The organism is Mesorhizobium sp. M0045, from assembly GCF_040323385.1.
Lineage (GTDB): Bacteria > Pseudomonadota > Alphaproteobacteria > Rhizobiales > Rhizobiaceae > Mesorhizobium.
Map to the genome: position 1 here is coordinate 307501 of NZ_JAMYUY010000003.1, position 15900 is coordinate 323400.

Genomic DNA, 15900 nt, shown 5'->3' on the forward strand with positions numbered 1-15900 from the left:
TTAGCCGGCCCCTAAGTCGAGGCAGAAATGCGTAGACGATGGGAACCACGTTAATATTCGTGGGCCTGGAGGAAGTGACGGATCATTGAGGTAGTCCAATCTTATCGGATTGAAAGGGCTGCTGCGTGGTTCCAGGAAATAGCTCCTCCTTATAGACCGTACCCGAAACCGACACTGGTGGACTGGTAGAGTATACCAAGGCGCTTGAGAGAACTATGCTGAAGGAACTCGGCAAATTGCATGCGTAACTTCGGAAGAAGCGTGACCCTTTCATGCGCAAGCATGGGAGGGTGGCACAGACCAGGGGGTAGCGACTGTTTATCAAAAACACAGGGCTCTGCGAAGTCGCAAGACGACGTATAGGGTCTGACGCCTGCCCGGTGCTGGAAGGTTAAGAGGAGGGGTGCAAGCTCTGAATCGAAGCCCCAGTAAACGGCGGCCGTAACTATAACGGTCCTAAGGTAGCGAAATTCCTTGTCGGGTAAGTTCCGACCTGCACGAATGGCGTAACGACTTCCCCGCTGTCTCCAGCATAGACTCAGTGAAATTGAATTCCCCGTGAAGATGCGGGGTTCCTGCGGTTAGACGGAAAGACCCCGTGCACCTTTACTATAGCTTTACATTGGCATTCGTAGTGGCATGTGTAGGATAGGTGGTAGGCTTTGAAACCTGGGCGCCAGCTCAGGTGGAGCCACCCTTGAAATACCACCCTTATCACTATGGATGTCTAACCGCGGCCCGTTATCCGGGTCCGGGACAATGTATGGTGGGTAGTTTGACTGGGGCGGTCGCCTCCTAAAGAGTAACGGAGGCGCGCGATGGTGGGCTCAGAACGGTCGGAAATCGTTCGCTGAGTGCAATGGCATAAGCCTGCCTGACTGCGAGACTGACAAGTCGAGCAGAGACGAAAGTCGGTCATAGTGATCCGGTGGTCCCGCGTGGAAGGGCCATCGCTCAACGGATAAAAGGTACGCCGGGGATAACAGGCTGATGACCCCCAAGAGTCCATATCGACGGGGTTGTTTGGCACCTCGATGTCGACTCATCGCATCCTGGGGCTGGAGCAGGTCCCAAGGGTATGGCTGTTCGCCATTTAAAGCGGTACGTGAGTTGGGTTCAGAACGTCGTGAGACAGTTCGGTCCCTATCTGCCGTGGGTGTAGGAATATTGAAAGGATCTGTCCCTAGTACGAGAGGACCGGGATGGACGGATCTCTGGTGGACCTGTTGTGGCGCCAGCCGCATAGCAGGGTAGCTATATCCGGACGGGATAACCGCTGAAGGCATCTAAGCGGGAAACCCACCTTAAAACGAGTATTCCCTGAGAACCGTGGAAGACGACCACGTTGATAGGCCGGGTGTGGAAGAGCGGCAACGCTTGAAGCTTACCGGTACTAATAGTTCGATCGGCTTGATCGTTCTCATTCCTAATGCCCATTTCTGGCGACAATCCTTCGATTGCGCCGAGATGGATGGCACAGAAAACAGCTTCTCGAGCAACGTGCGTTTTGCCGACCTGGTGGTTATGGCGGAGCGGCTGCACCCGATCCCATTCCGAACTCGGCCGTGAAACGCTCCAGCGCTGATGGTACTTCGTCTCAAGACGCGGGAGAGTAGGTCGCTGCCAGGTCTGCCAAGCGCACGTTGTTTAATCTTCTCCTTACAAACAGGCCCGCCAACGGGACTCCGGGCCGCGCAAGCGGCCTTTTCATTTGGCGGAAGCTTGAATACGGTGAGCCAAGGCTTACCTTTAGGGTTGACGCGGGGTGGAGCAGCCCGGTAGCTCGTCAGGCTCATAACCTGAAGGTCACAGGTTCAAATCCTGTCCCCGCAACCAAAATACGAAAACGGCCCGCCTTGTGCGGGCCGTTTTCGTATGCGCTGAAGTGCCGCGACAGGACACTTAGCATTCCGCCGCCAATTTTTCGCGTATGTGCTCCGATCCACCTCTCATACGTCGGGCGAATGGCCGATCGGGATTTACGACGCGCCAAAAGGGCGCGCTGCCGTCTTGACTGATATGCACCAAGTGCCGCCGCACAGTCACCGGGCAGCAGGCGTCTGCTCCGTATTTTGCCGCGAGCTTACGTCGTAGCTCTGCAAGGTCCGACAAGTGGCCAGGTCGTGCAGCCCGGAGCTCGTCAGCGACCATTTTCTCGGTTGGGATCAGCATGCTCTGCGTAAGGGTCTTGCCTTTGCGTCTCGTTTTGACTACCGGCAATGCGCTCATAATTCACCTACAGGAACTCCCCTACAGAAGACGAACAAGGATGCCGCAATCCGACAAATCTCGGATTGATTTGATTGCCGTGGCCTTATGCCGCCGGGAGTTTTTGTTGGCTCCGTGCTGCCCAACGGAACGGAACTCTACGTCTTCGCCGACATGGCTCGAGTTGCAGCTCTAACCGGCATCCCGGTTGGTCAAAGCGATGTGGCAGCAGCCGAAACCGTGGCCCGGTGTCCAGGTGACATTGTCGAAGCGTACCCCGGTGGCCTCGAACAGGCCGCGATCGAAGGCGCCGGCGATGCGGCAGAGCGTGGCGAGTTTCTCGTCGTCGACGCCGGCTTCGAGCCAGGCGTCCTTCAGCGGGCAGCGCCTGACCTTGAAGGCGATGCGGTCCGGACCGCGTTCGACGTCGGTCGGATACATGCGACCGCCATCCGGGCTGACGGCCAGGAACGCCTCGCCGATCGCCGGTGCGTCGTTGGGGCCGAAATCGGCGAAGGCCGCCGCCGCAACTTCCCTGCCTCGCCGTTCAATGGTGCGGATCATGATCGCCTCAGCCTTTTCCGCGCCAACTTCCGCAGTTAGCTCATCGAGCAACAGACGATAGAGATCGGCGCGGTTACGGAAGGCGGAATCGAGTTCGCGCGACAGTTTTTCGGCTCGGGCTTCGGCGTCGGTCATGATGCGTCCCGTTCGATCCTCGACAGTTTTGGCGCTGCCGCCACCAGCGCCTTGCCGATCGCGGATTGCGGCGCGTCGATGACGGTGCGGGCATCGCCGCTCTCGGCAATCCGCCCGCCGTCCAGAATGGCGATGCGGTGGGCGATGGCACGGACGACGCCGAGATCGTGCGAAATGAACAGATAGGCGATGCGCTCCTCGCGTTGAAGGTCGAGCAGCAGCCGCAGGATCTGCGCGCGCACCGAAACGTCGAGCGCCGACACCGCCTCGTCGAGCACGACCAGCGACGGTTTCGTGGCGATGGCGCGGGCGATTGCAACGCGCTGGCGCTGACCGCCGGAGATTTCGTGAATGGCGCGGCCGGCGAGACCGGCGCTGAGGCCGACGCGTTCCAGCAGAGCGACGATACGGCGCGGGCGTTCGGCGCGAGAGGCGATGTGATGGATGCGCAAGGGGTCGTCGAGCACACGCGCCACCGTGGCGCGTGGGTTCAAGGCGGCGAGCGGATCCTGAAACACCATCTGCAGATGAGCGCGCCGGTCGCGCAACGCGGCGCCGTTCAACGACAGGAAATCACTGCCTTCAAATTCGATTCGGCCAGCATCGGCTTCGATGAGCCGCAGTATGAGCCGAGCGATCGTCGATTTGCCGCTGCCGGAAGGTCCGGCCAGCGCCAGCGTCTCGCCATGCTCGATGTGGAAGGAAACATCGTCGGCCGCGGCGATGATCTTGCCGCCGCTACTGTATCGTTTGGTCAGGCCGGAAACGGCGAGCAGCGGACTGGTCATGTTCGCTGCAGCAGCGGCTCGGCGTCGAGACCGAGATTGGCGTCGAGCAGCGCCCTTGTGTACGCGTGACGCGGCGCACTGATCACCTGCGCCGTCGCACCTAGCTCGAGCAGCTCGCCATGCCGGAACACGGCGATGCGCTTTGCCAGTTCGGCGGCCAGCCCGATGTCGTGGCTGATGAACAGCAGCGTCATGCCGTCCTCGGACACCAGTCGCCGGATCAGCCCGACGATCTCGGCCTGCACGATGGTGTCCAGCGCGCTGGTCGCCTCGTCGGCGATCAGCAGTTTCGGCCCGGCCGCGATCGCGGCGGCGATCGCCACGCGCTGCTTCTGGCCGCCGGAGAGCTGATGTGGAAAGGCGCGCAAAGCGGCATCGGGGTCGGGCAGACGGACGCGTTCGAGTAAGATTTTTGCTCTGGCATAGGCGTGTCGCCAGTCAAGTCCGAGATGCGTGCGCGCGACTTCCGCGATCTGCTTGCCGATTGGCATGACCGGATCGAGACTGGCGGATGGGTCCTGGAAAACGAAGCCGATATCACGGCCTCCGGGGGGAACGAACTTAGGCCGGCGTTCCGTCGCACCCCCCTCTATCCTGCCGGACATCTCCCCCTCAAGGGGGGAGATCGGCAGTTCCGCAGCCGGTTCCTTTCGGCCAGCTTCAGTGATTGGCGAAGGCAGAGATGAAAGCGCAATCTCCCCCCTTGAGGGGGAGATGTCCGGCAGGATAGAGGGGGGTGCCTTGGCACCAAACATTGGCGGCGGGCGCAAGAGCCAATCGATATGGCCTTCGATCTTGGCAGTGGCCGGCAGCAGCCCGGCAATCGCCAGCGCCAACGTGCTCTTGCCCGAGCCGCTCTCGCCGATGATGGCGAGGCGCTCGCCAGCGGCGACATCGAAGCTGATATGCTTCAGCGCCGCCACCTCGGCGCCTTCGCGGCGATACGTCACCGTCAGATTGCGGATCGAAGCAAGCGCCGTCACGACAGGCTCCTCCTCACCGATGTCGTCTCGACGACGCCTTCGCCGGCGAGATAGACGCCGAGCACGGTCAGTACGAGTGCTATTCCCGGAACGATCGAGAGGAAGGGCGCGGTGCGCAGCACGGCGCGGCCTTCGGCGATCATGCCGCCCCAGGTAACGCGGTTGGGGTCGCCGAGGCCGAGAAAAGACAATGCCGCTTCGGTGAGAATAGCCGCGGCGACGATCACCGACGACAACGCCAGTACCGGCGGCAGCGCGTTGGGCAGCACCTCGCGAAGGGCGATCTCCAGCGGATGCATGCCGATGACGCGGGCGCCGGCAACAAAATCGCGCTCGCGGATCGACAGCACTTCGGCCCGCGCCACGCGTGCCGGTCCGGTCCAGGCGCCCAGCGCGATCGCAGCGACCACGACGCCGAGCGACGGCCCGACAATGCTGACGAAAGCCAAAGCCAGCAGGAAGGCTGGGACGGTCTGGAAAGCGTCGGTGATGCGCATCAGCACCTCGTCGACAAGGCCGCCGGCAAAACCGGCCAACGTGCCGATTACGGCGCCGATGGCAAGCGCGGTGGCTGCTGCTGCCAGGCCGACCGCCAGCGAGGTGCGGGCGCCGTGGAAAAGCTCGGCCAGCACGTCACGGCCGAGACGGTCGGTGCCGAGTGGCAGCGACCAGTCCTGGAACGGCGACAGCAATGCCGACCCGGCAATGGCCTGCGGATCGCTCGGAAAGAACAAAGGTGCGGCAAGCGCCACGGCAGACAGCGCCGTCAGGATGACCGTGCCGGCGATCGCTTCCGGGGTCCGAAGAAAGCGGCGAAGCGGGCTCACGCGCCGGCCTCACTGGCCCCGACGCGCGGATCGAGGAAGGCGTAGGCGATGTCGACGAGAAGGTTGATGATGACGACCAGGACGGAACTGATGAGAATGATACCGAGCAGTAACGGCGTGTCGCGTGCCGCCACCGCTTCCTGCGCCAGCCGGCCAAGGCCTGGCACGGAAAAGACGCTTTCGATAACGACGCTGCCGCCCAACATTTGCGCGGACTGCAGGCCAAGCATGGTGACCAGCGGCAACAGCGCATTGCGGGCGACGTGAGCGAGCACGATGCGGCGGCGGGAAAGTCCCCTGGCGCGGGCGGCCAGCACAAAATCCTGTCGCCAGACCTCGGCCATGCCGGCGCGCATCATGCGCAGATAGAGCGCGAGATAGATGAAGCCGAGCGCGGAAACCGGCAGGACGAGATGGCGGGCGATATCGGCGGCGCGATCGAGGCCGGTCCGGGCCGAGGCGATACTCTCGATCCCGCCGATCGGAAACCATCGCAGGTCGACGGCAAAGACGATGATCAGCACCAGCCCAAGCCAGAAGCCCGGCACGGCATAGAGCGCCAGCGAACCGATGGACAGAAAGCGATCGCGAAAACTGCCGGGCCTGGCGCCGGCATAGATGCCGAGTGCCGAGCCGAGACCGAAGGAGAGCGCGGTGGCGCTGCCCATCAACAGCAGCGTGTTGGGCAGGCGCTCGAGGATGACGTCGCGGATCGGCCGCGAAAAGGTGACCGATTGGCCGAGATCGAGATGCAGCAGCGCCCAAAGATAATTGGCGAGCCGCGTCAGTTCCGTCTGGTCGAGACCCCAGCGGTGACGCAACAGCTCGATCATCCCGGCGTCGCCGCCGGTCGAGACGATGTAGGCATCGACCGCGTCGCCGGGAGCGGCTTCGAGTAACAGGAAGGTGCCGATGACGACAATCAGCAGCACGAAGATGCTGCCGACGAGACGGCGGCGAACGAGGATGACAGCGCGGGTCATGGCATAACGCCGATAGGAGAGCCAAGTCTTGGGTGCCGCGCTCTACGGCGCCCCCCTCTGTCCTGCCGGACATCTCCCCCACAAGGAGGGAGATTGGCAGCTTCGGCGTTGCCGGCCGTCTTGCAACGCTGGAGATTGGCGAAAGCGACAATGACAGCCGATCTCCCTCCTTGTGGGGGAGATGTCCGGCAGGACAGAGGGGGGCGCGAAAAAGCTCTCATCGTTGAAGCTGAGCACACAAGCGGCGCGCAAGTCTGGAGAGACTTCCTTACCCCTCCAGCCAAGTGTCCGCCCAGTTCGATACCGCCCAGCGCGGATTGTTGGCGATGTTCTTGACCGTATCACGTGCGACGCTGATGAAACTCCATTCGGCGACGTTGATCAGTGGCAGGTCAGCGGCAACTTTTCTCTGGAACTCCTTGTAGAGTCCGGTGCGGGCGGCGGTGTCGAGCGTCTCCGATGCCTTGGCGATCAGGGCATCGAGTTCGGCGTTCTTATAGCCGCCCTGGTTGGAGAAGGGCACGCCGTCTGGAATGCCGCTCTGCACCAGGATGGTGGTCGAGATCGCAGGATCGCCGCGGAACACCGGCGGCCCGACCGCAAGGTCGAAGGCGTGGTCGGTGTAAACAGCCTTGATATGCGCGGCCGAGTCGTTGTTGACCAGCTGAGCGTCGATGCCGACGGCGGCGAGCGCCTGGCGCAGATAGTCGCCGAACTGCTTGGTCTCGTTGAAATAGGGCGCCGGCAGCAGTTTCAGTGAAAAGCGCTTGCCGTCATCGCCTCGGCTGTAGCCGGCCTCGTCCAGCAAGGTGTTGGCCTTGGCGACGTCGAAGGCGTACGTCGGCACGTCGGCGGTGTAGAATTGCGGGTCGTTTTTCGGCACCGGGCCAGTGGCGGTGGCGGCATAGCCGAGAAACACCGTCTTGACGACGAAATCCTTGTCGATGGCGTGAGCGATCGCCTGGCGCACTTTCAGGTCGGCCAGCTCCTTGCGGCGATGGTTGATCTCGACGACGAGCTGGTAGGTCAGCCCTTCGTAGCCTTTGGTGATCACCTTGAGGCCGGGCACTTTGGAGATGCGGTCGAGATCGGCGAGGGGCACGGCGGAGAAGGCGGCGAGCTGGATCTCTTCGGCCTCGAGCGCGCTGGCCGCTGCTGTGCGGTCCGGCAGCACCTGATAGATGATCTCGTCGAGATAGGGCTCGTCCTTGCCCCAATAATCCGTATTCTTCTCCAGCCGGTAATATTCGCCGGGTTTGTATTCGGCGAATTTGAACGGGCCGGTGCCGACCGGGGCGTTGTTGGCCGGGTTGTCCTCGATCTTTCCGGTCTCGTAGATGTGCTTGGGCACCACGCTGCTCAGCGCCGGCAAGGCGTTGCGGATCAGCTGGAACGGTGTCGGCTTGGCGAATTTGAACACGGCGGTGGCTTCGTCCGGCGTGTCGACCGCCTCCAGATCCTTGAACACGGTGCGGCCGAGATTCTGCAGCGGCTTCCAGATATGCAGCGCCGAGAACGCGACATCGCCGGAGGTGAAAGGTTTACCGTCATGCCATTTGACGCCCTCGCGCAGCTTGAACGTCACCGACAGGCCGTCGGCGGCACCTTCCCAGCTGAGCGCCAGGCGCGGATCGAGCCCGTCCTTGCCGTCAAAGGAGGCCTCAGCCAAGGGTTCTACGATCTTGCTCGAAATGAAGAAGACGCCGTTCGAGGCGACGATCGCCGGATTGAGATTGCGCGGCTCGGAATCAGCGGCGACAACCAGTCGTCCGCCCTTTTTCGGCGTCTGCGCCGACCCGATCGTCGGCATCGCGGTGGAGGCCAGCAGCAATGCCGAACCCGCAAGCATCGTACGTCTGGAAATGGTGAACTCTGGCATGATCGAACTCCGTCCTCTCCGCGGACCCGGCCGGGTCCGCCGTACCCCTCGGGCGCTCGTAAGCATCCTGCAAAGCTGATTATGGGCCTTGTGCGGGGTTTCGCCAAAGACGGAATTGGCGCATCCTCACGTGGCTTTGAAATTTCCGTCCGTTGGACCAGTTGTATAGAAACGGTTCGATGCGCGGTTCTGGCAGGACCCAGACTGGAGTAAAGTGCAGCAGGTGGACCAGCTTTGGGCCGGTTCGCCCGTTCTGGCTGGACCAGATCGGGCAAAATGATGCAGATTTAAGCATAGCCGAGGTTCAGAGCCGGAAAAGCCGGTGCCGGCGAGCGGCCAGCTAAGGATTTCAGGGAGAGAGACATGAACATTGCCCCAGGCAAAAATGCCGTCGGCGGCGTGCCGTTCGACCAGTCCAGGGTGGACGGGCTGATGGAGGAGGCCGGCATCGACGTGCTGCTCGCCACCTCCAAGCACAACACGCAATATCTGCTTGGTGGGTACAAGTTCATCTTCTTCGCCGCCATGGATGCGATCGGCCACAGCCGTTATCTGCCTGTCGTCGTCTATGAGAAAGGTGGGCCGGAGCATGCCGCCTATATCGGCAACCGCATGGAAGGCGGCGAGCACCAGAACCATCCATTCTGGACGCCGACACTGCATGCCGCCTGCTGGGGCACGCTCGATGCCGCCAATCTGGCGGTCGAGCATTTGCGAAAGATCGGCAAGGGCAATGCCCGCATCGGCATCGAGCCCGCCTTCCTGCCGTCCGACGCCTATATGCTAATCCGTAACGCGCTGCCGGATGCCAAGCTGATCGATGCGACTGATATGCTGGAGCGCATGCGGGCAATCAAAACCGAGGCCGAGTTGGAGAAGCTGCGCATCGCCTCCGAGCTGATCACCGATTCCATGCTGGCGACCATCGGCTGGGCACGCGAAGGCACGACCAAGAGGGAGATCATCGAACAGCTCAGGCGCGAGGAGACCAATCGCGGCGCGCATTTCGAATATTGCCTGTTGACGCTAGGCTCCAGCCACAACCGCGCCGCCTCGCCGCAGGCGTGGAAACGGGGCGAGGTGATGTCGATGGATTCCGGCGGAAACTACCACGGCTATATCGGCGACCTTTGCCGCATGGGCGTGCTGGGCGAGCCTGACGCCGAACTCGAGGATCTGTTGGCCGAGATCGAGACAGTGCAGCAGGCGGCCTTCTCCAGGGTCAAGGCGGGCACGCTGGGCGGTGACATGATTTCTCATGCCGAAGGTGTGCTGAAGAAGTCGAAGGTTGCGCCCTATACCGATTTCTTCGCGCATGGCATGGGGCTGATCACGCATGAAGCGCCGTTCCTGATGACCAACCATCCGGTGACCTATGAAGGCACCTATGCCGCAAAGCCGCTGGAGAAGAACATGGTGCTTTCGGTCGAGACGACCATGCTCCACCCGACGCGCGGCTTCATCAAGCTGGAGGACACGGTGGCGGTCACCGACACAGGGTACGTGATGTTCGGCGACCGGGGCCGGGGCTGGAACAGGGGCGGGGGTTAGGCGCTTCTATCTCAGTTCCCCGCTTGGCGGTAGCAGCCTGAAATCCGGCAGGTCGCGCAACGCCAGTTCCGGCCCGGCCGGCGAGTAAACGACGAAAAGCTGCATCGGCCCGTCGCCGGTATTAAGCGTCGAGTGGAAGCGGCTTTCCGGCACATAGATGGTGCAGCCGGGGCCGACCTTCTCGACGACCGGGTTGCCTTTCTCGTCCTCGACCATCTGCTCGCCATTGCCTGAGATGACGAAGATGATCTCCTCCGCACCCGGATGGTTATGACGCGTATGGCCCTTGCCCGACGGGAGGTCGACGACACCACCGGAAAATCGCTTTGCGCCGTTCACTTCGGGAGCGACCGTCATCGACAGCCTGCCCCAGTCGAAGCCGAAGACGCTGACGTCTTTTGGATATACGAATACCTTGCTGTTGTCGGTCATCGTCCCACCTTCTTTTGCTGGTCTCTACGCAGCGCCGAACGTGACGGCCTTGAAATCCGCCGTCTGCCTGGCGATCGAGGCTTCCGCCGGCAGCCGCTCCATCGAACTGGCGCCATAGAACCCGTGCAGGCCCTTGCAACGCTCGAGAATATATCTGGCGTCGTCCGGCATCGAGATCGGCCCACCATGGCAAAGCAGAATTATGTCCTCGCGCACTGAGCGTGCCGCTTTGGCGATGGCGTCGATCTCGCTGACACAGTCGTCCAGCGATTTAGCCGACGTCGCGCCGATCGAGCCGCCGGTGGTCACCCCCATATGGGCGACGACGATGTCGGCGCCGGCTGTTGTCATGGCGCGCGCCTCGTCTGGGTTGAAGACATAGGGCGTGGTCAACAGGTCGAGTTTGTGAGCCTCGGCGATCATGTCGACTTCGAGCTCGAAGCCCATGCCGGTTTCTTCAAAACTCCGCCGCATCTGGCCGTCGAACAGGCCGATGGTCGGAAAATTCTGCACGCCGGAAAAGCCCATCGTCTTCAACTCGGCCAAAAGCAGCGGCATGATGACGAAGGGATCGGTGCCGTTGACGCCGGCCAGCACCGGCGTCTTCTTCACTACCGGCAGCACTTCGTAGGCCATCTCCTTGACGATCTCGTTGGCGTTGCCATAGGCGAGCAGGCCGGCGGCCGAGCCGCGCCCGGCCATGCGGTAGCGGCCGGAATTGTAGATGATGATCAGGTCGATGCCACCAGCTTCCTCGGCCTTGGCCGACAGGCCGGTGCCGGCACCGCCGCCGACGATCGGCACGCCATCCGCAATCATCATGCGGAATTTCTCCAGGATTTTCTTGCGCGGAATGGCGGCCATGTCTTGGTGTCTCACTGTCTGGCGATGTCGAGGAAGGCCGTTGTGGCGGCCCAGGCGAATTCCGGATCGTTGATGTGCAGCGGCAGGCGCAGCACGCGCCGCGTTTTGGCGGGTTTGATGGTACGCTCGATCGCCTCGAACAATGCGGCATCGGCTTCAGGGTCGAAGAAGGCGCCGCCTTCGATGTCGAGCGCCGACACGCCTTTCTCCGGAATGAGGAAACGAACCGGACCCGGGCAGAGGCTCAGCCTTCTACCGATCCATTCGCCGATCGTTCTGCTTTCGTCGGCAGTGGTGCGCATCAGTGTGACGTTTGGATTGTGCTCATAGAACAGCCGGCCGCGATAGCGTTCCGGAATTGTCGGCGGCGCCCAGAAATTGACCATGTCGAGCGCGCCCACCGAGCCGACATAAGGCAGCCCGGTGCGGGCGATGGCACCAAAGCGATCTTCGGTCGCCGGCAGCACGCCGCCAAGCAGCAAGTCGCAGACTTCGGTTGTTGTGATGTCGATGACGCCGGACAACAGGCCGCTGTCGGCCAATTTTTCCATGGTGCGGCCGCCGGTTCCGGTGGCATGAAAGACCATGCAGTCATAGGTCGAACGAAGCTCATCGGCGATCGCGGTCACGCATGGCGTGGTGACGCCGAACATGGTCAGGCCTATCGAGGGTCTGCCGTCGGCCGGCGGCGCCGGCTTTGCCGCCATGCCTGATATCGCCTGGGCGGCATTGTGCAGCACGACACGGGAAAGCCGGTTGAGGCCGGCCATGTCGGTCACCGACGGCATCATGATGATGTCGGAGATGTCGACATAAGGTCCGGTGTCGCCGGAAGCCAAGGTCGAAACCATGATCTTGGGCAGGCCGAGCGGCAGCGTGCGCATGCCTGCGGTGATGATCGAGGTGCCGCCACCGCCGCCGATGCCGACAATCCCGGCAATGTCGCTGCGCGATTGAACAAACCGGGCAAAGGCGGCAGCCATTGCCGCCACAGCGGTGCCGCGATCGTCGACGCCGAGCACGGCATTGCGACCCTCGGAATGGTGGCTGGCGACCTCGTCGGCCGAAATGTCGACCGGCACGGTCGCGCCGCGTGTTCCGATGTCGACACGGGCAATCGAAGCGCCGGTAGCGGCGACCGCATCGTACAGAAATGCGAGTTCCTCGCCCTTGGTGTCGGCGGTGCCCACCACATAGATGCGCTTCATCGCGTTTCCCCGGTCTTGGGCGTGTTCGGCGCTGCCGCCCCTTTGCCTGGCCGTTCGATGGGCGAAGGGCCATTGCAATTTTTTGAGACGCGCGTATCGTATTGACATGGATGTCTCACGTCAACAAGCGACAGTGAACGACGACGCCGGCCAAGGCGCCAGCCCGCGGGCTCAGCGCGGGGCCCGCGCGCGCACCAAGCGGCTGATGCTGGAGACGGCGACAAAGCTGATGCAGGCGGGCGCCACGCCCTCCGTCAGCGAGGTGGCGGAAGCAGCGGAAGTCTCGCGCGCCACCGCTTATCGGTATTTTCCGAGCCAGGCGGCGCTGGTGCAGGCGGTGGTCGACGAAGGGCTCGGGCCGATCCTTACCTGGCAATCGAGCTCTGCCGATCCGGAGCGCCGGGTGGCCGAGCTGTTCGACACCGCCATGCCACGCATCGAGGCCTTCGAAGCGACGTTCAAGGCGGCGCTGAAACTGTCGCTCGACCAGTGGGCACAGCGACAGGCAGGCACGCTGGGCGGCGAACCGGCCTTCACGCGCGGCCATCGCATCGAGCTTTTGAAGGATGCGATCGCGCCACTCAAGGGCCAGTTGCCGCCGCGCGAATTCAAGCGGCTCGCGCAGGCGCTGTCGCTGATCTTCGGCGTTGAGGTGCTGATCGTTTTGAAGGATATATGGGGACTGGATAGCCGCCGCATGATGTCGGTCGCGCAATGGGCGGCCGGCGCTCTGGTGCGCGCGGCGGTGACGGAATCGGTGACTGAATGAGATGGGATCGCGCCGACGTCGGCCGCTAGATAACGTCAATCTGGTTCGACCAGATTTTCAACCTGACTATTCATGCTACTACCGATGCAGCGGTCCAAGCAAGGCATTTATGTATCAAAGAGTAGGAAAATTCAGGGAAAACAGGCAGATATCGCAGAAACCAACTTGTCTGCGTGTCTGTCGCCGTCCAAGAAAGGGCTTGACGTTCCTCTGGAATTGGTAATACCAGATCAGGACAAATAAAGCGGATCAAAAGGGTGAAGGCTAATATCCGTTTCGGTCGAACGAGGAGGCTCAAAAACCGGAACGGTGCCGTCACGGGAGGACTACCAGGGCCGGCCTCGCCGCCGGCCCGCATGACAAGGTAGAATGCGCACAAGGGAGGAAATCATTATGCGCAAGACAATGACCAGCTTGCTTGCTGGTATCGGCCTAGTGCTCGCCTGCGGAACGTCCGTCTACGCGCAGGAAAAGGAACTTACAATCTTCTGGGCGGAATGGGATCCGGCCAATTACCTGCAGGAACTCGGCAACGAGTACGAGAAGGAAACCGGCGTCAAGATCACGGTGGAAACCACACCGTGGCCCGACTTCCAGACCAAGGCCTTCACCGAGTTCAACGCCCATGGCGACGCCTACGATATGGTCGTCGGCGACTCGCAATGGCTCGGTGCCGGCTCGACCGGTGGCCACTATGTCGACCTGACCGACTTCTTCAACAAGCACAAGGTCGGTGAAGTGATGGCACCGGCCACGGTGAAATACTATGCCGAATATCCGGGCGGCAGCAGCAAATACTGGGCCATTCCGCTCGAAGGCGACGCCGTCGGCTGGTCCTATCGCAAGGACTGGTTCGAAGACCCCAAGGAAAAGGAAGCCTTCAAGGCCAAGTATGGCTACGATCTCGACGTGCCGAAGGACTGGAAGGCTTTGCGCGACATCGCCGAATTCTTCCACCGTCCGGACCAGAAGAAATACGGCATAGCCATCTACACCGACAATTCCTACGACGCGATGGCGATGGGCTTCGAAAACGCGCTGTTCTCCTTTGGCGGCGAGTTGGGTGACTATAAGACCTACAAGGTCGATGGCTTCATCAACTCCGACAAGGCGATCGCGGCGCTCGACGCCTACAAGGAACTCTACAAGTTCACGCCCCCGGGCTGGGCCAAGTCGTTCTTCGTCGAGGACAACCAGGCGATCACTGAAAACCTGGCCGCAATGAGCATGAACTACTTCGCGTTCTTCCCCTCGCTGATCAACGAGGCGTCGAACCCGAATGCCAAGAACACCGGTTTCTTCGCCAATCCTCCCGGCCCGAACGGGGACCAGTTCGCCGCACTCGGCGGTCAGGGCATCTCCATCGTTTCCTACTCGCAGAAGCAGGAAGAGGCGACGAAGTTCCTGGAATGGTTCATCAAGGACGAGACCCAGAAGAAGTGGGCAGCGCTCGGCGGCTACACCTGCAGTGCCGCCGTGCTCAAGTCGCCCGAATTCCAGAACGCCACGCCCTACAACAAGGCGTTCTACGAGACCATGTTCAAGGTAAAGGACTTCTGGGCGGTTCCGGAATATGCCGAACTGCTGCAGCAGCTCAATCAGCGCATCTATCCTTACATGATCGGCGGCCAAGGCACCGCCAAGGAGACGCTGGACGCACTGGCAGCCGACTGGAACGCGACCTTCAAGAAATACGGCCGCGGCCAATAAGCATGGAGTTTCACGGAGGAGGCGCTCGTGCCTCCTCCGTTTCTTTTTCTGATTTTTGAAATCTTTCTGATTTCTGAACTGGGAGCAGGGTCTTGGCGACCACAATGATCACCACGCTGGACAGGTCCTCGCGGGCCGCCGCTCGCGGTCTAAGCGACATTTCGATCCGCAATCTCTTCATCATCCCGACGATCCTGTTTCTGATCGTCTTCAACATCTTCCCGCTGATCTATTCGCTGGGCTATTCGTTCACCGATTTCCGGGCCTCGACCAGCGCGGCGGCGAATTTCGTCGGGCTGCAAAACTATCGCGACCTGCTCAGCGATCCCTATGTCTGGTCCAACTTCGCCATCACCGCGAAATACGTCATCATCTCGGTCGCCGGCCAGCTGCTCGTCGGCTTCGGCGTGGCCATGCTGCTCAACCGCGACATTCCGCTCAAGGGCCTGCTGACGACGCTCCTGTTGTTGCCGATGATGCTGTCGATGGCCGTCGTTGGCCTGTTCTGGAAGCTGCTCTACGATCCGTCCTTCGGCATCATCAATTATGCGCTGGGCCTCGGTACCTTCGAATGGCTGTCGAATCCGAAAATGGCGCTCTACGCGGTCGCGCTGACCGACATCTGGATGTGGTCGCCCTTCGTCATGCTGTTGTCGCTGGCCGGCCTGTCGGCCGTGCCCAAGCATCTCTACGAGGCAGCCGCGATTGACAGGGCCGGGCCGTTCTACACCTTCTTCCGCATAACGCTGCCGTTGGTTGCGCCGATCCTGATGATCGCGGTCATCTTCCGCACCATGGAGGCGTTCAAGACCTTCGACCTCGCCTACATCCTGACCAGCCAGCCGACGGCCGAGCTGATCTCGATCCGGCTCTACAAGATGGCGTTCCAGGAATGGCAGACCGGGCGTTCCTGCGCGCTCGCCTACATCGTGCTGATCATGGTGCTGGCGATCACCAACATCTATGTCAAATACCTCAACAAGGTGAAGGAGCGCTGAG

13 protein-coding genes, 1 tRNA gene and 2 rRNA genes (1 of these 16 only partly in view) are annotated in these 15900 nt (G+C 61.6%); 7 read left to right on the forward strand and 9 right to left on the reverse strand.

Annotated elements, in window-relative coordinates; all coding sequences use genetic code 11:
• The 3 genes from NKJ72_RS06520 to NKJ72_RS06530 all read left to right on the forward strand — a co-directional run.
• Positions 1–1418: ribosomal RNA gene (locus tag NKJ72_RS06520) — 23S ribosomal RNA — on the forward strand; it begins 1389 nt to the left of the window's first position.
• Between the two features lie 96 nt (positions 1419–1514).
• Positions 1515–1629 (forward strand): 5S ribosomal RNA (gene rrf / locus NKJ72_RS06525).
• Positions 1630–1759: 130 nt separating this feature from the next.
• Positions 1760–1836: transfer RNA gene (locus NKJ72_RS06530), tRNA-Met, on the forward strand.
• Between the two features lie 564 nt (positions 1837–2400).
• Here the strand turns inward: NKJ72_RS06530 and NKJ72_RS06535 are convergent.
• The 6 genes from NKJ72_RS06535 to NKJ72_RS06560 form a co-directional block, all read right to left on the reverse strand.
• The gene (locus NKJ72_RS06535) at positions 2401–2907 is read right to left on the reverse strand and encodes an L-2-amino-thiazoline-4-carboxylic acid hydrolase (RefSeq protein ID WP_254816721.1); all 507 of its coding nucleotides are present in this window, start codon (positions 2905–2907) and stop codon (positions 2401–2403) included.
• Positions 2904–3695 (reverse strand): ATP-binding cassette domain-containing protein, encoded by a 792-nt coding sequence (locus tag NKJ72_RS06540; protein ID WP_254816722.1) that lies wholly within the window; start codon positions 3693–3695, stop codon positions 2904–2906. Before NKJ72_RS06540 ends, NKJ72_RS06535 begins: the two co-directional genes overlap by 4 nt.
• On the reverse strand, positions 3692–4678 hold the full coding sequence (locus NKJ72_RS06545; protein WP_352476326.1) for an ABC transporter ATP-binding protein: 987 nt from the start codon (positions 4676–4678) through the stop codon (positions 3692–3694). The genes NKJ72_RS06540 and NKJ72_RS06545 overlap by 4 nt, the downstream gene beginning before the upstream one ends.
• Entirely contained in the window at positions 4675–5505 is an 831-nt protein-coding gene (locus NKJ72_RS06550; protein WP_352476327.1) for an ABC transporter permease, read from the reverse strand. Before NKJ72_RS06550 ends, NKJ72_RS06545 begins: the two co-directional genes overlap by 4 nt.
• Complete coding sequence (locus NKJ72_RS06555; RefSeq protein ID WP_352476328.1) at positions 5502–6488, reverse strand: ABC transporter permease; 987 nt, start codon at positions 6486–6488, stop codon at positions 5502–5504. Before NKJ72_RS06555 ends, NKJ72_RS06550 begins: the two co-directional genes overlap by 4 nt.
• A gap of 268 nt (positions 6489–6756) precedes the next feature.
• Entirely contained in the window at positions 6757–8367 is a 1611-nt protein-coding gene (locus tag NKJ72_RS06560) for an ABC transporter substrate-binding protein (protein ID WP_352476329.1), read from the reverse strand.
• Positions 8368–8730: 363 nt separating this feature from the next.
• On the opposite strand from NKJ72_RS06560, the gene NKJ72_RS06565 reads away from it, so the two are divergent.
• The gene (locus NKJ72_RS06565) at positions 8731–9918 is read left to right on the forward strand and encodes a M24 family metallopeptidase (protein WP_352476330.1); all 1188 of its coding nucleotides are present in this window, start codon (positions 8731–8733) and stop codon (positions 9916–9918) included.
• A 6-nt stretch (positions 9919–9924) separates the two neighbouring features.
• Here the strand turns inward: NKJ72_RS06565 and NKJ72_RS06570 are convergent, their stop codons facing one another.
• From NKJ72_RS06570 to NKJ72_RS06580, 3 genes are read right to left on the reverse strand one after another with little or no spacing between them, the layout of a single operon-like run.
• The gene (locus NKJ72_RS06570) at positions 9925–10350 is read right to left on the reverse strand and encodes a cupin domain-containing protein (RefSeq protein ID WP_352476331.1); all 426 of its coding nucleotides are present in this window, start codon (positions 10348–10350) and stop codon (positions 9925–9927) included.
• A 24-nt stretch (positions 10351–10374) separates the two neighbouring features.
• Entirely contained in the window at positions 10375–11214 is an 840-nt protein-coding gene (locus NKJ72_RS06575; RefSeq protein WP_254816729.1) for a phosphoenolpyruvate hydrolase family protein, read from the reverse strand.
• Positions 11215–11225: 11 nt separating this feature from the next.
• Entirely contained in the window at positions 11226–12422 is a 1197-nt protein-coding gene (locus tag NKJ72_RS06580; protein ID WP_352476332.1) for a Tm-1-like ATP-binding domain-containing protein, read from the reverse strand.
• A gap of 106 nt (positions 12423–12528) precedes the next feature.
• On the opposite strand from NKJ72_RS06580, the gene NKJ72_RS06585 reads away from it, so the two are divergent.
• The 3 genes from NKJ72_RS06585 (at position 12529) to NKJ72_RS06595 (ending at position 15899) form a co-directional block, all read left to right on the forward strand.
• A complete protein-coding gene (locus tag NKJ72_RS06585; RefSeq protein ID WP_352476333.1) occupies positions 12529–13191 on the forward strand; it encodes a TetR/AcrR family transcriptional regulator in 663 nt (220 codons plus the stop codon).
• A 393-nt stretch (positions 13192–13584) separates the two neighbouring features.
• Positions 13585–14901 carry an ABC transporter substrate-binding protein gene (locus NKJ72_RS06590; RefSeq protein ID WP_352476334.1) on the forward strand — a complete coding sequence of 439 codons (1317 nt, stop codon included), beginning with the start codon at positions 13585–13587 and terminating at the stop codon, positions 14899–14901.
• A gap of 92 nt (positions 14902–14993) precedes the next feature.
• Positions 14994–15899, forward strand: a complete 906-nt coding sequence (locus tag NKJ72_RS06595; protein WP_254816733.1) for a carbohydrate ABC transporter permease — start codon at positions 14994–14996, stop codon at positions 15897–15899.
• Position 15900 lies beyond the last annotated feature (1 nt).

Bases quoted from the DNA above. Each gene is read 5' to 3' on its own strand.
- NKJ72_RS06535 (WP_254816721.1), bottom strand. From the start codon at position 2,907: ATGACCGACGCCGAAGCCCGAGCCGAAAAACTGTCGCGCGAACTCGAT.
- NKJ72_RS06540 (WP_254816722.1), bottom strand. From the start codon at position 3,695: ATGACCAGTCCGCTGCTCGCCGTTTCCGGCCTGACCAAACGATACAGT.
- NKJ72_RS06555 (WP_352476328.1), bottom strand. From the start codon at position 6,488: ATGACCCGCGCTGTCATCCTCGTTCGCCGCCGTCTCGTCGGCAGCATC.
- NKJ72_RS06560 (WP_352476329.1), bottom strand. From the start codon at position 8,367: ATGCCAGAGTTCACCATTTCCAGACGTACGATGCTTGCGGGTTCGGCA.
- NKJ72_RS06565 (WP_352476330.1), top strand. From the start codon at position 8,731: ATGAACATTGCCCCAGGCAAAAATGCCGTCGGCGGCGTGCCGTTCGAC.
- NKJ72_RS06570 (WP_352476331.1), bottom strand. From the start codon at position 10,350: ATGACCGACAACAGCAAGGTATTCGTATATCCAAAAGACGTCAGCGTC.
- NKJ72_RS06575 (WP_254816729.1), bottom strand. From the start codon at position 11,214: ATGGCCGCCATTCCGCGCAAGAAAATCCTGGAGAAATTCCGCATGATG.
- NKJ72_RS06580 (WP_352476332.1), bottom strand. From the start codon at position 12,422: ATGAAGCGCATCTATGTGGTGGGCACCGCCGACACCAAGGGCGAGGAA.
- NKJ72_RS06585 (WP_352476333.1), top strand. From the start codon at position 12,529: ATGGATGTCTCACGTCAACAAGCGACAGTGAACGACGACGCCGGCCAA.
- NKJ72_RS06590 (WP_352476334.1), top strand. From the start codon at position 13,585: ATGCGCAAGACAATGACCAGCTTGCTTGCTGGTATCGGCCTAGTGCTC.